The organism is Nonomuraea sp. NPDC003754 (genome assembly GCF_053605785.1).
Map to the genome: position 1 here is coordinate 189,288 of NZ_JBSGJX010000009.1, position 13,540 is coordinate 202,827.

Annotated in this window: 13 protein-coding genes; 5 read left to right on the forward strand and 8 right to left on the reverse strand. The window is 72.2% G+C overall.

Annotated elements, in window-relative coordinates; all coding sequences use genetic code 11:
- Positions 1–98 precede the first annotated feature (98 nt).
- From ACWEVS_RS14550 to ACWEVS_RS14565, 4 genes are read left to right on the forward strand one after another with little or no spacing between them, the layout of a single operon-like run.
- The gene (locus ACWEVS_RS14550; RefSeq protein ID WP_452551841.1) at positions 99–560 is read left to right on the forward strand and encodes a hypothetical protein; all 462 of its coding nucleotides are present in this window, start codon (positions 99–101) and stop codon (positions 558–560) included.
- Between the two features lies 1 nt (position 561).
- A complete protein-coding gene (locus tag ACWEVS_RS14555) occupies positions 562–1,356 on the forward strand; it encodes an STM4013/SEN3800 family hydrolase (protein WP_452551884.1) in 795 nt (264 codons plus the stop codon).
- Positions 1,353–2,720: an STM4012 family radical SAM protein gene (locus ACWEVS_RS14560; RefSeq protein WP_452551842.1), complete on the forward strand. Its 1,368-nt coding sequence runs from the start codon at positions 1,353–1,355 to the stop codon at positions 2,718–2,720. Before ACWEVS_RS14555 ends, ACWEVS_RS14560 begins: the two co-directional genes overlap by 4 nt.
- On the forward strand, positions 2,707–3,618 hold the full coding sequence (locus tag ACWEVS_RS14565; RefSeq protein ID WP_452551844.1) for an STM4011 family radical SAM protein: 912 nt from the start codon (positions 2,707–2,709) through the stop codon (positions 3,616–3,618). Before ACWEVS_RS14560 ends, ACWEVS_RS14565 begins: the two co-directional genes overlap by 14 nt.
- Before the next feature lie 593 nt (positions 3,619–4,211).
- On the opposite strand, the gene ACWEVS_RS14570 is transcribed toward ACWEVS_RS14565, so the two are convergent.
- The 8 genes from ACWEVS_RS14570 to ACWEVS_RS14605 form a co-directional block, all read right to left on the reverse strand.
- A complete protein-coding gene (locus ACWEVS_RS14570; RefSeq protein ID WP_452551846.1) occupies positions 4,212–5,954 on the reverse strand; it encodes a DUF6745 domain-containing protein in 1,743 nt (580 codons plus the stop codon).
- 57 nt (positions 5,955–6,011) lie between these two features.
- On the reverse strand, positions 6,012–6,338 hold the full coding sequence (locus tag ACWEVS_RS14575; RefSeq protein ID WP_449925909.1) for a hypothetical protein: 327 nt from the start codon (positions 6,336–6,338) through the stop codon (positions 6,012–6,014).
- Positions 6,339–6,795: 457 nt separating this feature from the next.
- Positions 6,796–7,395, reverse strand: a complete 600-nt coding sequence (locus ACWEVS_RS14580; protein WP_354920872.1) for a TetR/AcrR family transcriptional regulator — start codon at positions 7,393–7,395, stop codon at positions 6,796–6,798.
- Positions 7,396–7,404: 9 nt separating this feature from the next.
- A complete protein-coding gene (locus ACWEVS_RS14585) occupies positions 7,405–8,043 on the reverse strand; it encodes a biliverdin-producing heme oxygenase (protein WP_452416744.1) in 639 nt (212 codons plus the stop codon).
- Between the two features lie 9 nt (positions 8,044–8,052).
- On the reverse strand, positions 8,053–9,123 hold the full coding sequence (locus tag ACWEVS_RS14590; protein ID WP_452551848.1) for an acyltransferase family protein: 1,071 nt from the start codon (positions 9,121–9,123) through the stop codon (positions 8,053–8,055).
- On the reverse strand, positions 9,116–9,853 hold the full coding sequence (locus ACWEVS_RS14595; protein ID WP_452551850.1) for an alpha/beta hydrolase: 738 nt from the start codon (positions 9,851–9,853) through the stop codon (positions 9,116–9,118). Before ACWEVS_RS14595 ends, ACWEVS_RS14590 begins: the two co-directional genes overlap by 8 nt.
- A gap of 300 nt (positions 9,854–10,153) precedes the next feature.
- A complete protein-coding gene (locus ACWEVS_RS14600; protein ID WP_452551852.1) occupies positions 10,154–12,076 on the reverse strand; it encodes an ABC1 kinase family protein in 1,923 nt (640 codons plus the stop codon).
- A 7-nt stretch (positions 12,077–12,083) separates the two neighbouring features.
- Positions 12,084–13,022 carry an acyl-ACP desaturase gene (locus tag ACWEVS_RS14605; RefSeq protein WP_452551853.1) on the reverse strand — a complete coding sequence of 313 codons (939 nt, stop codon included), beginning with the start codon at positions 13,020–13,022 and terminating at the stop codon, positions 12,084–12,086.
- Positions 13,023–13,078: 56 nt separating this feature from the next.
- Between ACWEVS_RS14605 and ACWEVS_RS14610 the strand changes: the two genes are divergently transcribed.
- The gene (locus tag ACWEVS_RS14610) at positions 13,079–13,528 is read left to right on the forward strand and encodes an NUDIX hydrolase (RefSeq protein WP_354920889.1); all 450 of its coding nucleotides are present in this window, start codon (positions 13,079–13,081) and stop codon (positions 13,526–13,528) included.
- The last annotated feature ends 12 nt before the right edge of the window (positions 13,529–13,540 follow it).

Here is a 13,540-nt window from a genome sequence, read left to right on the forward strand (position 1 = left end):
TAGGACTGGACTCCCCCCTTCAAGGAGACCTCGACCTGCGGGTGGTCGTGGTGGCCGGACGGCCCACTCACGCGGTCGTCCGCACCAGCCGGGCGCCGATGACGAACCTGCACCTGGGCGGCGCGCGCGGCTCGCTGGAGACGGTCATGGCGGCGCTCGGCCCCGCAGGGTGGGCCAGGGCGCTGGAGATCTGCGCGCGGGCGGCGGCCTGCTTCCCGCGCAGCCCGGCGGTCGGCGTCGATCTGATGGTGGGCGCGAGCCTGCGGCGCTTCGCGGTGGCGGAGGTCAACGCGTTCGGCGACCTGCTGCCCGGCCTGACCGGGCTGCCGGGCAGCGGCGCCGAGGGGCTCGACACCTACGAGACGCAGGTGCGCGCCTACGAGACGCAGATGCCCCACTGCGAGACGCGGACCCTCCCCTACGAGGCGCGGACGCTCCCCTACGAGACGCGGACGCTCCCCTACGTGGCCGCCGGGCGTGACGACGAGGGCGAGACACATGTGCGCGCCCGCGCGGGCGCCGGGCATGACGACGAGGTCGAGGCGGGCGCGCGTGCGTGACATGAACGCCGTCATCGGCAGCCATGACCTGCTGCTGGTGACGCTCGACACGCTGCGTTACGACGTGGCGGCCGGCCTGCTGGCCGCGGGACGGCTGCCGACGCTCGCCACCGTCCTGCCCGGCGGGGTGTGGGAGGAGCGCCACACGCCGGGCAGCTTCACCTACGCCGCGCACGCCGCGATCCTGGCCGGGTTCCTGCCGACTCCCGTCGCGCCGGGCCCGCACCCACGGCTGTTCGCCGCCGCCTTCCCCGGCAGCGAGACGACCGCGCCGGGCACGTGGCGGTTCGAGGCGGCCGACCTGCCGGCCGGGCTGGCCGCGGCCGGCTATCACACGGTGTGCGTCGGTGGCGTCGGGTTCTTCAACAAGCTCACGCCACTGGGTTCGGCGCTGCCGTCCCTGTTCGCCGAGTCGCACTGGGACCCGTCCTTCGGGGTGACGTCGCCCTCGTCCTTCGAGGCGCAGATCGCGTGCGCGGCGGCGGCGGTCGAGCGGGTGGAGCGGCCCGTCTTCCTGTTCGTCAACGTGTCGGCGCTGCACCAGCCGAACTGGTTCTACTCCGGCGGGCCAGGCGACTCGATCGACAGCCACGCGGCGGCGCTGGAGTACGTCGACCGGCAGCTGGCCAGGCTGTTCGCGGTGATGACGGCGCGGCGGCCGTGCCTGGCGATCGTGTGCTCCGACCACGGCACCGCCTACGGCGAAGACGGACATGTGGGGCACCGCATCGGCCATCCGGTGGTGTGGACCGTCCCCTACGGGGAGTTCGTGCTGGAGAAAGGGGCGTGGGCGTGAGCGCGCCGCACCAGGGTTCGCCATACCAGGGATATGTCTACGCATACCCACACAAGACCGCCTACCGGCCGCTCGATCCGCGGCCGTCGCTGGCGTCGGTGTGGGAGCGGGAGCGCACCGACGCGCTCTTCCTCTACCTGCACATCCCGTTCTGCGAGATGCGCTGCGGCTTCTGCAACCTGTTCACCAGGACCGGCGCGCCCGAGGAGCTGGTCGCCGCCTACCTGTCCGCGCTCGAACGGCAGGCCCACGCCGTACGGCGGGCCGTACCGGACGCGCGTTTCGCGACCGCCGCCATCGGCGGCGGCACCCCCACCTACCTGTCGGCCGCCGAGCTCACCAGGCTGTTCGACCTGGCGACTCGGGCCATGGGGGCCGACTTCACCGCCATCCCGCTCGGTGTCGAAACGTCGCCCGCCACCGCCACCCCTGACCGGCTGGCCGTCCTCGCCGAACGCGGTACCACGCGGGTGTCGATCGGCGTGCAGAGCTTCATCGACGCCGAGGCACGCGCGGCGGTCCGGCCGCAGCGCCGTACCGAGGTCGAGCGGGCGCTGGAGACCATCCGCGCGGCCGGGATCCCGACGCTGAACATCGACCTGATCTACGGCATCGACGGGCAGACCCCGCGGTCGTGGCTCTACTCGCTGAACGCCGCGCTCGACTGGAAACCGGAAGAGATCTACCTGTATCCGCTGTACGTCCGGCCGCTGACCGGCCTCGGGCTGCTCGGCAAGGAATGGGACGACCAGCGGCTCACGCTGTACCGGATCGGACGCGACCACCTGCTGGCCAGCGGGTACGAACAAGTGTCGATGCGCATGTTCCGCCTGGCGGGGGGCGCGGCGGCGCCGGCGGAGGCTCTCGGATCGGCCCCGGCGGGTCCTCCGGTGCCGGCCGCCCCGACCCCGGTGGAGTCCTCGACCGAGTACTGCTGCCAGACCGACGGGATGATCGGCCTCGGCTGCGGCGCGCGCTCCTACACCTCGCACCTGCACTACTCCTTCGAGTACGCCGTCGGCGTCCGACACGTCCGCGCGATCATCGACGAGTACGTCCGAGCCGGAAGCTTCGACCACGCCAACGTCGGCTTCCTCCTCGACGCCGCCGAGCGCCGCCGCCGCCACCTCATCCAGTCGCTGCTCCAGGTCCCCGGGCTGTCCATGGCCGGATACCGGGAGGAGTTCGGCACCGAGGCGCTCGACGACTTCGACCTCACGCCGTTCGTCACCCGCGGCTGGATCGAGACCGACACGGCACGCGCCTGGCTGACCGCCGACGGGCTGGCCCACTCCGACACCATCGGGCCGGCGCTGTTCTCCACCGAGGTCCAGGCGCTGATGGAGAGCTATGACCAGCGTTGAACACCTGACGATCCTCTACCGCGGGCCCCTGGCCAGCTGCGACTACGACTGTCCCTACTGCCCGTTCGCCAAGCGCCGCGACACGCCCGAGCAACTGCGTGCCGACCGGGCCGCCCTCGAACGTTTCACCGCATGGGTCGCCGAGCAGCCCTTCCGGGTGTCGGTGCTGTTCACGCCGTGGGGCGAGGGCGCCGTCCGATCCTGGTACCGGCGCGCGCTCGTCGAGCTCAGCCATCTCCCGCACGTGCCACGCGTCGCCATCCAGACCAACCTCAGCTTCCGGACGTCCTGGCTGCCCACCGCCGACCTCACGACGCTCGCCCTCTGGACCACCTACCACCCGGGGCAGGTCACCAGGCAGCGGTTCCTGGCCAGATGCGCGGAACTGAGCGCACTCGGCGTGCGCTTCAGCGTCGGCGTCGTCGGCCTGCCCGAACACCTCGCCGAGGCGCGCGCCCTGCGGGAGGCACTGCCGCCCTCCGTCTACGTGTGGATCAACGCGGCCGAGGGACACACCTACACCGACGACGAGGCGGCCGCGTGGACCGGCGTCGACCCGCTGTTCCGCCACAGCAGGTTCCCGCACCGGAGCCTGGGGCTGGCCTGCCGTACCGGGGAGAGCGTGGTGTCGGTGGACGGCGAGGGCACCGTGCGCCGCTGCCACTTCGTGCCGGCCGTGCTCGGCAACCTGTACGACGGGACCGCCCTGCGGGCGCTCGCTCCTCGCGGATGCCCGCTGGAGGTGTGCGACTGCCACATCGGCTACGTGCACCTGGAGCCGCTGGGGCTGTACGACACGTTCAGCGGCGGCATCCTGGAACGCATCCCGGCCATGTGGCCCCACACTGATCCGGTCACCACCGGACGCGCTTCGGTATCGACGGGTCCGCCCCGCTGAACCGGAAACCGCCGCTCATGAGGCCGGCCCACCCTCAGCTCTTCCCCCGGCACGGATGGACTTCCCCACGGTGAGACCGCGGCCGGTCCCTCGGCGAGAAGGCCGCCTGCGTTCCTGGACCGCAGACCACCTCCATGAGCCACGGCCCCGCACTTCTGGAGTGTGTCCCCCCACCCCTAGGTCAGCGAGCCGCCCACCCTCCCGGATTCCGACCACGTCCCACTAACCCTTGGATTCCGACCACGTCCTATGAACCACCCGCCCCTTGGATTCCGACCACGTGCCATGGATCACCTGCCGTCCTGGATTCCGACCGCCGCCTCCAACCACGCACCGCCCGACCCCCTGGACCGGGTCCGCCCACCCCGCAGGCGGGGAGCCGGCCCACGTTCCTGTCTCCGCGCCATCTGGCCATCACTTCGGGCCCCGCACTTCTGGAACCCGGCCCGAGCACCCCTCAGGCCGAGAGGGCAGTCGCGGTTGCGATCGGAACAGTTCGTAGCGCGCTCCGGCGGTGAGCTACGTGCGACCGCGCGCCCCGTACCCCGGCAGGTCTTGGGGCGCGAGGTCCGGATGGCTCGCGTCAGGCCTGGTCAGGTCTGCTTCTCGGGCTGGTAGTCCTGCTCGGACACCCCGAACGTCCACGCCACGCCCTCACGCGCCCGAGTCACCCACGGCGGCACGCGCAGGAAGTACGTGCGGCTGGTGCCGTCCGGTTCGGGAGTGGAGTTGACCACCTCCACCATCACCACCGGCTCGTCGTCCGCCAGGTCGATGCGCCACAGCACACCGGTCTCGTCCTCGTGTGTGGGTTTGGCGCCTGACTCCGCCAGATATCGTTCGTAGCCGTAGTGCTCGAGCATCACCCGGCGCAGCTCGGCGTTCTCCTCGGCCTGGATCCGCTTGGCGTCGAGCCCGGCCATGGCCACGCCGAACGAGGCGGGCACCGGCATGCCGTGCCACGCGTGCAGCGCGAACCCGTCGGGGAACCCCATCGCGGGACCGTCGGCGCGGTGCAACCGTCCCAGGTCGTCAAGGTGCAGGTCGGCCGGACGCTCGCACATGATCGCCAGCCGTTCGAACGGCCACCACCACCCGGCCGCCTTCGCCACCTGCGCCAGGCCGTCGAGCGACCCCATCGAGCTGCCCGGCGCCCCTGTCCCGCCGTCCGGCCCGGCCGTCGCGTGGGCAGTGAGACCGTCGAACAGGGCGAGCCAAGGCGCCTCGTGCTGGCCGAGGACCGCGTCGAGCGTGGCCTGGCGGAGGAGCGACCCGGCCTGCTCACGGAGGAGCGCGGCGGCGTCGTCATCCGTGTCGCGGCCGTCGACCCGAGGGGCGCTGTAGGTGTCGCCGGTGGTGGCGGACTGGGGCAGGTTGCCGATCGCGCGGCGCAGGTCAGCGGCGAGAGTGTTCACCTCCGGCCACAGCAGGTCGCCGGTGAGCGCCCAGGCGCGCGGCCACGCCACCGTGCCCAGGGAGGTGGCGGCCGCGGCGCGGGCCCGCTCCCATGGCAGGTTCCGTACGGCGTGGCGCACGGAGGCACCAGCGATGGCGCGGAGATCGTTCAGCTGCGCGACCAGGATGTCCGGGTCAGCAGTGGTTTCGGGAGCGACAGTGGTTGCAGGAGCGGCATTGGCTTCCGGAGCGGCAGTGGTTGCAAGAGCGACAGTGCCCGGGGCCGCAGTGGTGTTCGGAGCAGCGACGGCGCCCGAGGCAGCAACGGCGCCCGGAGCGGCAACGGTGAGCGGGGCCGCAATGGGGTCCAGGGCTGCAACAGTGCCCGGAGCGGCAACGGTCTCCAGGGCGGCAATGATGCCCGGGGCCGCAATGGGGTCCGGAGCGGCAACAGTATCCGGAGTGGCAACGGTCTCCAGGGCGGCAACGGTCTCCAGGGCGGCGATGACGCCTGGGGCGGCAACGGTGCCTGGGGCCGCGATGGGGTTCGGGGCGTTTCCTGGGGACGCCGATGACGAGTGTGGCGGCGTGAGGGTGGAGGGCGGCTCGGATGTGGGATCGCCGGGCGTCCGGGATGTGAGGGCGGTGAGGACCGGTCCGATGTGGGCGGTGAGGCCGGCCTCGTGGAACGTGCGGACCGTGTTCGCGTCGCCGACGAGGAGTGCGGCGGCGAGCGCGCCCTGCGCGGGGGAGGCCAGCCAGACGATCGCCTCGGGCTCGGGAAGACCGGCGTTGCGGTAGGCGCGCCGTACCCCGAGCTCGGCGGCGGTGCGATCAGCGGGGCCCGCGGTGCGGGCGGTGTCGCGCCAGCGGCGGGCGGCTGCGGTCAGGTGGCCGGCCAGCTCAGCCGGCAGGGGCGCGGGTGCTGCGGGGGTCGTCATCAGGGTCGGAGGCTTCCTGGGAGAGGGGGATGTCTCGGGCGTCGGCCGGCCGGTCGGTCAGTCGGCGACCGTGCGGTAGGAGCCGGGGACGTACTCGCGCTGCCGCACCACCCGGAACCAGCCCTTCGGCAGCATGATCGCGTCGTGTTCCTCGTGGACGAGGCGGGTGCCGGCGGGAAGGTGGAGGTAGTCGGCACCGGTGTAGGCGTCGTCGAGCAGGAGGGTGCCAGGGCCGGGGATGGCGTGGGCGTGGCCGGTCGCCTCACCCAGCGCGAGGACCAGGCGGCCGCGGGAGTCGCGCGGGGCCGGGGGGAGGGTTTTGACCCGTGCGGGCACGGACTCCTCCGCCACCGGCACGATCAGGATGTCTCCCTGACGGAACAACGTGGACCTCCTCGTCGGATCGGTGATCGGAAGCTATCCGACGGGACCGACAGATTCGGAGCTGTGGGAGTCCGGCCTTCGACGGGCGCCTCCCGGGCGGCCGAAGCCACGGACGAGCCGCTGCCGGGCGGGCGTCCAGACCCCGGGACCCCAGTACGGAGCGGGTGACCGAAGCCGCGGACCAGCCGGTACCTGCCGGGCGTCCAGAGTCCCGGACGAGCCAGAACTGGGCGGGCGTCCAGAGACACGGACCAGCCGGTGCTGGGCGGGTCGGGGCCAGGTCAACGGCTGCTACCTGCTCACCGCGGGCAGCACACCGGCCTTGGGCGCGACGGCGGAGGACGAGACATAGCCCCGCTGGGCGCGACGGCGGGGGGTGAGGCGGTGCCGCCCGGCGCGCCGCAGGAGCCCGACGCGGCCCACAAACGCCGCGTGAAGAGAAGGGTCTGGGGACAGGTCAGAGGGTGCTGTTCAGGGCGCGTAGCACGAACCCGGAGACGATCTCCTCGGCCGCCTCCACGCTCACCCGGCCGCTGATCAACGACTCCCGCTCGGCGCCGATCACCGCGAGGATCATGCGGGCCGTCGCCGCCACGTCCTGCATCTGGAAGTCGCCGGAGCTCGCCCCGGAGTCGAGGATCTCGACCAGGATCCGCTGCATCGGCGCCACGTGCTCGGCCAGCCGCTGGTAGGCGTCGGGCCCGAGGGCGGCGCTGAGCCCCGCCGCTCCCGGGTGAGGGTGTGCGAGGAGCCCGGCCAGCTGGAGCCGGATGAAGGCGCGCAGCCGCTCGGCGGGCGTGGCGGAGGCGGGCAGTTCCCTGGTGTAGGACTCGATGAAGTAGTGGGTCACCCGCTCGGTGAACGCCAGCAGCAGCGCCGCCTTGTCGGGGTAGTAGTTGTAGAGCACGGTGCGGGTGATGCCCGCCTCCTGCGCCACGTCCGTCATCGAGATCTCCTGGATGCCCTGGACGCGCGACAGCCGGGAGACCGCCTGCAGGATCCTGTCCTGCGTCTGGGCGCGGTGCTCGCCGATCGTCGCGGCGGAGATCCTGGGCATGAGCCCATGTTAGGCCGCGGGCCGGATGGCGCGCAGCAGCTCGGTCAGGACCTCGGTGTTGAGCTGGTAGGCGAGGCGCACCTCGCGGATGATGCGCTGCTGCTCGGCCTCGTCGGCGGTCAGGGCGTCGAGCCTGGCCCGGTACTCGTTCTTGAACCGGGGCAGCGAACCGACCTCGTCGAAGATGTAGAAGTCGACGCCGCCGCCCTTGCCGTACCCGTAGATCTTCTGCAGTTCCATCCTGATGAACTGGCCGCCGGACAGGTCGCCCATGTAGCGCGTGTAGTGGTGGGCGATGTAGCCGCCCGGCCAGTCGGCGATCTGCTCGATGCGTGCCACCAGTGTCCTGGTCGCCTTGGAGGGGGCGATGCGCTCGCGCCAGGAGGGGCCGTAGATGGCGGTCAGGTCGCGTTCGAGTGCGGCCTGCCGGTACAGGGAAGGAAAGACGAAGGCTCCCGCCACGGGGTGGTCGGCCAGGCGCTCGGCGACGCCGTCGAGGGCGAGATAGGCGAAGTAGTGCTGGGCGACCATCTCGCCGTACTCCTCGGCGCTGAGCCGCCCGGCCATGAGTTCCTTGAGGTAGCTCTCGTCCTCGGCGGACTCGTGGTCGCCCCAGGTGGCGTTGCGCAGCGTCTCGGAGAAGGTCATGACATAGTGTCACCAAAATCGGTGCCTCACGTCAAGCCGTTGGTGACACCATGTCATAAAAAACAGGACCGCCGCGACGACGGGCAGCCAGGCCATCCGTTCGAGCAGCCAGGCGGGCGTGTCGGGCCTGCCGTACAGGCCGCCGGCGAGCACGGTCACCACCAGCGCCGTCTGGTGCCACAGGAAGATCGGCATGGCACCCAGGTTGGCCAGCGCCACCGGCGCCCACAGCCGCGGCCGGCGCATCAGCGCACCCAGCGGCCCGTGCAGCAGCAGCGCGAGGCCCACCTGGGCGAGGCCGAAGCAGACCGCGGCCAGCGTGGGCGGGCTGAGGTTGGAGAGCTGCCGCCCGGCGATCCCGATCATGGCCGCCGGGTAGCCGCCCCAGGCCACCAGCGCGAACGCCGTCGCGCCGCCGCCCGCCAGCAGCCAGGCTCCGTCCCTGCGCGGGCGCAGCTCGCCGCGGGCCCACAGGATGCCCAGCAGGTACGGCACCAGCCACGCCGCCCCGAGGTTCACCCACCCGACCGCGGCGGGGGCGCCCAGCCCAAACCGCAGCAGATCCACCAGCGCCACGACCGCGACCGCCACGCCGACCACCACCGCCCGCGTCCTGACCAGCCACGGCGTGAGCGCGCTCAGCCCGGCGAACACGGCGAGGAACCACAGCGGGCCGAGGGCGGACCTGGCCAGCGCGCGGACCGACGTGATCGGCTGGCCGTTCAGCACCGTCACCATGACCGCCAGGGCGGCCCACCCCAGCAGCAGCGGCAGCACGGGCCTGGCCAGGCGGCCCAGCCGCGTCACGATCCACGAACGGTGGGGCGCACGCAGTCCCCGGGCGGCCGCGTAGCCCCCGACGAAGAAGAACAGGGCGAGCGTCTGGAGCACCCAGGAGACGGGCGCGAGCTCCGGCATGTACGCCAGCGGCGAGGAGATGACCAGGTGCGGGTTGCGCTCCCACGCGCTGACCAGCCAGTGGCCCAACACGACGCCCACGATGGCCGCCGCCCGCAGGGCGTCGACGCCCCTGTCGCGGCCGACCGGCGTGGCGGCCTCGATCCCGCGGACGTCAAGCACCGCCGACCTCCGCGCCGCGGCCGAGCGCGATGAGGGCGAGGTTGCGCAGGGAGGCGGTGCCGGGGTCGAAGTAGTCGCTGTGCCCGCCGGGGCCCGTGGCGAAGATCCGGGCGCCGAACGCCGGGTCCATCGGGTCGGCGCCGAACCCGAACGGGCCCACCGTGAGATGGGGCACGTCGGCCACCCAGTCGCGGGCGCCCCGCCCGGCCCAGACGCGCGGCCCGACGGCGGCCGCCGTACGCGGGCCGCCCATGCCGGGGCTGCCCACGAGGACGAGGTCAGCGAGGTCGGCGGCCTGTGGTCGGGCCGCGGCGCGCGCGCAGACGACCGAGCCGTAGCTGTGGCACAGCAGCGATACCGGCACCTTCGGCAGGCCGCGCATCCACGCGCGCAGTTCCTCCGCGCCGCTCTCGGCCGCCCCGCGCGTGATCGCGCCCAGGCTCCACAGGCGCGGGCTGTCGTAGCCGAGCCACGCGACGACCGCCAGCCTCGTGCCGGGGTCGATCGCGCGCGCCTCGGCCAGCAGCGCCCTGGCCGCTCCTCCCGGGCGGTGGGTGCCGTTCTCGAAGGTGGCGGCGGTCGTGTCGGTGCCCGGCACGATGACCGCCACGCGGTCGGCGGTGGCGAGATCGCCGTAGACCTTGACCAGCCGTTCGCCGGGCGAGGACGGGACGGCGAACGCGGCGGCGCCGAGCAGCAGCGCACCGGCTGCGAGGGATTTCCTGACCATGCGGCGAACGCTAGGAATCGCGGCCGTCGCCGGGCGTCGCCCCTCGGCGTGATCTTCGCGGGTCCCTCTCAGGCGCTACCCGGCCGACCCGCGCACCCCCCGCCTCCCCGACCCCAGGCCCCCGAACCCCGGGCCCCCGAACCCTTGCCCCCCGAGCCCCGCGCCGCCGAGCCCTTGCCCCCCCGACCCCCGCGCCGCCGAACCCCGCGGACCCGCACGACTCGACGATCCACAGACCCGCGGAACCCCCGAGCCCCGCGCGGGCCGGCGCTGCGACCCGCGCGAACCGGTGCCGCGGCGCTACGCGGGTGGTCTGCGGCGGAAGATGAGGATGAGCACGCGCAGCACGAGCACCGAGCTGACCACCAGCAGGTTGTAGCCGATCAGCTGGAACAGCGACATCTGCCCGGCGATCACCACCGGCCCGCCCTCGGTGCCGAGAAGCAGCACCGCCATCAGCCCGGCCGTCGCCCCGAGCACCGTCAGCAGCGTCTGGTGCAGCAGGTGCGTGACGAACGCGCGGTCGCGCTCGTCACCCAGCGGCCGCACGTTCATCGTGAACCTGCCGTGCTCGGCCGCGCTGGCGATCCGCTCGATCCGCCGGGGCAGCCGCCGCAGCATCGGCAGCAGCGCGGTGACCTCCTGCGTCACCGCCTCCTTCACGGTGGCGGGGTTGATCTGCTCGGCCAGGTAGCGCCCGGCGAACGCCCTGGCCTCGCCGATGAGGTTGAAGCCCGGCGAGAGCCGGACGAGGGTGCCCTCCAGCGTGGCCAGCGCGCGGAAGACGGCCGCGACCTCCGGCGGGATCGACAGGCCGTACGCGGAGACGATCTTGAAAAGGTCGGTGAACATGGCGACGCTGTCCATGCCGGGGCCCAGGTGCCGGGCCATGAACTGGCCGAGGGCGCGCTCGAGCGCCGCCTCGTCGATGTCCTCCGGCCTGGGCACGACCTCGAGGAGCGCGTCGGTGACCCCGAGGGGGTCCTGCCGGTCCATCGCCAGCAGGAAGCGCTGCAGCGAGGCGCGCAGCGAGGCGTCCAGGCGCCCGACCGAGCCGAAGTCGAGCAGGCCGACCTCGCCGTCGGACAGCAGCATGATGTTGCCGGGGTGCGGGTCGGCGTGGAAGACGCCGTCGAGCAGGATCTGGCGCAGCAGGCACTCGAGCAGCGTGCGGGCCAGCGCCGGGCCTTCGGCCGGGGAGGCGGTCGCCAGCGGCTTGCCCGACAGGCGCTGCATCACCAGCACCCGGTCGGTGCACAGCGGCTCGTAGGGGGTCGGATAGGTGACCGCACCGGTGGCCGTGGCCGCGACGGCGGCCATGTTGCCCGCCTCGATGCGGAAGTCGAGCTCCTCGCGCAGCGCCACGGCGAAGCCCGCGGCCAGCTCCTTGAGGCCGAGCGAGCGGCCCCACCTCGTCCTGGCCTCGAGCGTGGCGGCCAGCCGCGCGACGATGTCGAGGTCCCGGGCGACGAGCGGCGCGATGCCGGGCCGCTGGACCTTGACGACGACCTCCTCGCCGCTGTGCAGCCGGGCCGCGTGGACCTGGGCGATCGAGGCGGCGGCCAGCGGCGTGCGGTCGAAGGAGGCGAAGGCGGCGAGGTCGACGACCTGGGCGATCTCCTCCCACGAGGCTGGTTTGACGTGGTCCTGCAGCTTGCCGAGCTCGTCGACGAACTCGGGCGGCAGCAGGTCGCGCCGGGTGGACAGCACCTGCCCGAGCTTGACGAACGTCACGCCGCCCTCGTCGAGGGCCTCGCGCAGCGAGGCGGCCAGCCGTACCCTGCCGCTCCGGTCGCCGGGGTCGTCGCCCCTCCCTCTCAGGTAGGGGCCCAGGCCGTGACGGAAGGCGATCCTGGTGATCTGAGAGTAGCGGCGGGCGCGGGCCAGTCGCCCGCGCAGCGACCTGATCAGCTCGATCGGCCCCGGTATGGAGCCTGGCGGCACGAGCGCCTCGCCGAGCACCAGGATGACCATGGGGATGAGCACGACGCACATCGACACCAGGATCACGATCCACAGCGGACCGAGGCTGGGGTCGCGGCTGGGGTCGAACTTCTCGAACGACTGGAAGACCGGCGCCAGGAACACCGGGGCGAGCGTCATCCCCAGCAGGACGGCCAGCGCCATGCGGACCGGGCCGAACCTGACGTCGAGCAGGCGCTGCGTAGCCGTCGCCAGCAGCAGGACGACGACGGCTAGCGAGGGGGTGATGAGCAGGTGCACCCGCAGATCATCGCATGGCCGCGGCGCGTGCCCTGCGCTCCTCCCTGCGCTCGACGAACCTGGTGGCCGTCGTCTCGGTCCTGGCCAGGAAGGCAGCCAGCTCGTCGCGGGCCTTGGCGCCGTCGCCGTCCAGGTCGGTCTTCTCGAAGACGCCCCACTGGCGCAGCACGGGCATGAGCACGTCGTCGAGGTGGAGGCGCAGGTCGTAGATCCCCTCGTTGGCGATGATCATCGCCTTGCGGGTGAAGCCCTCGATGGTGGTGCCCGGCATCTGGAAGGTCGTCACGACGTCGGTGATGGCGCGCATCGTCTGGTTGGGGTCGAGCTCGAAGGCCGCCTTGAGCAGGTTGCGGTAGAAGAGCATGTGGAGGTTCTCGTCAGCGGCGATCTTGGCGAGCAGGCGGTCGCAGTCGGGGTCGCCCGCGGCCTTGCCGGTGTTGCGGTGCGAGATGCGGGTGGCCAGTTCCTGGAAGGAGACGTAGGCCAGCTGCTCCAGCATGCTGGTGTACTCGGTCTGGAACCCGCCCTCCATGTGGACCATGCGGGCGCGCTCGAGGGCGACGGGGTCGACGGCACGCGTGACGGTCAAGTAGTCGCGGATGGCGACGGCGTGCCTGCCCTCCTCGGCGGTCCACCGGCCCACCCAGGTGCCCCACGCGCCGTCGCGGCCGAAGGTGGTGGCGATCTCGTGGTGGTAGCTGGGGAGGTTGTCCTCGGTGAGGAGGTTGACGATCAGCGAGATGCGGGCCGCCTCCGGGATGGTCGAGTCGCTGGGCTGCCAGGCCTCGCCGCCGAGGACGCCGTCGAAGTCGCGGCCCTGGCTCCACGGCACGTACTCGTGCGGGAACCACTCCTTGGCCACCTTGAGATGGCGGTCCAGCTCGTTCGCCACCACCGGCTCGAGCTCGTGCAGCAGCTCCGTCTGACTCATCACCATAAAGTTCATCTCCTTCAAGCTACGCAACCGTAAGTTAGGCTACCCCAAGAAATTGGAGGGTCTTTATGCGACCTAGTGTCCGAGGTGTCCTGCTCGATGACGACGAACGGCTGATCGTCTTCCGGCGCACGGTCCCCGGAAAGGCGTTGTACTGGTCGGTCCCCGGCGGCCATGTCGAGCCGGAGGACCAGACCCTGGAGCACACGCTCCGCAGGGAGCTGCTGGAGGAGCTGGGCGCGGTCGTCTCCGCGGTCACCCCGCTGACCACGCTCACCTACCCCCACCAGGGCGGGGTCAAGACCCAGCACGTGTACGGCTGCCGCCTGGTCAGCATGGATCCCGCCCTGCGGCACGGCCCCGAGTGCGAGGACCCCTCGAGCGGCGCCTACGACGTCGAGCGGCTGCCCCTCGACCCGGCCGAGATCACCTCGCGGCACCTGGTTCCCGAGGCCCTGGGCGACTACCTGGCCGCGCACATCACCTCGCTGCCCCGCCTCATACATCGATCGAAGTAGCCGGGTGACTCA

What these genes read in the sequence shown, in the direction of transcription:
- ACWEVS_RS14550 (WP_452551841.1), top strand. Translation starts at nt 99, where the DNA reads ATGACGAACCTGCACCTGGGCGGCGCGCGCGGCTCGCTGGAGACGGTC.
- ACWEVS_RS14555 (WP_452551884.1), top strand. Translation starts at nt 562, where the DNA reads ATGAACGCCGTCATCGGCAGCCATGACCTGCTGCTGGTGACGCTCGAC.
- ACWEVS_RS14565 (WP_452551844.1), top strand. Translation starts at nt 2,707, where the DNA reads ATGACCAGCGTTGAACACCTGACGATCCTCTACCGCGGGCCCCTGGCC.
- ACWEVS_RS14570 (WP_452551846.1), bottom strand. Translation starts at nt 5,954, where the DNA reads ATGACGACCCCCGCAGCACCCGCGCCCCTGCCGGCTGAGCTGGCCGGC.
- ACWEVS_RS14580 (WP_354920872.1), bottom strand. Translation starts at nt 7,395, where the DNA reads ATGCCCAGGATCTCCGCCGCGACGATCGGCGAGCACCGCGCCCAGACG.
- ACWEVS_RS14585 (WP_452416744.1), bottom strand. Translation starts at nt 8,043, where the DNA reads ATGACCTTCTCCGAGACGCTGCGCAACGCCACCTGGGGCGACCACGAG.
- ACWEVS_RS14595 (WP_452551850.1), bottom strand. Translation starts at nt 9,853, where the DNA reads ATGGTCAGGAAATCCCTCGCAGCCGGTGCGCTGCTGCTCGGCGCCGCC.
- ACWEVS_RS14605 (WP_452551853.1), bottom strand. Translation starts at nt 13,022, where the DNA reads ATGAACTTTATGGTGATGAGTCAGACGGAGCTGCTGCACGAGCTCGAG.
- ACWEVS_RS14610 (WP_354920889.1), top strand. Translation starts at nt 13,079, where the DNA reads ATGCGACCTAGTGTCCGAGGTGTCCTGCTCGATGACGACGAACGGCTG.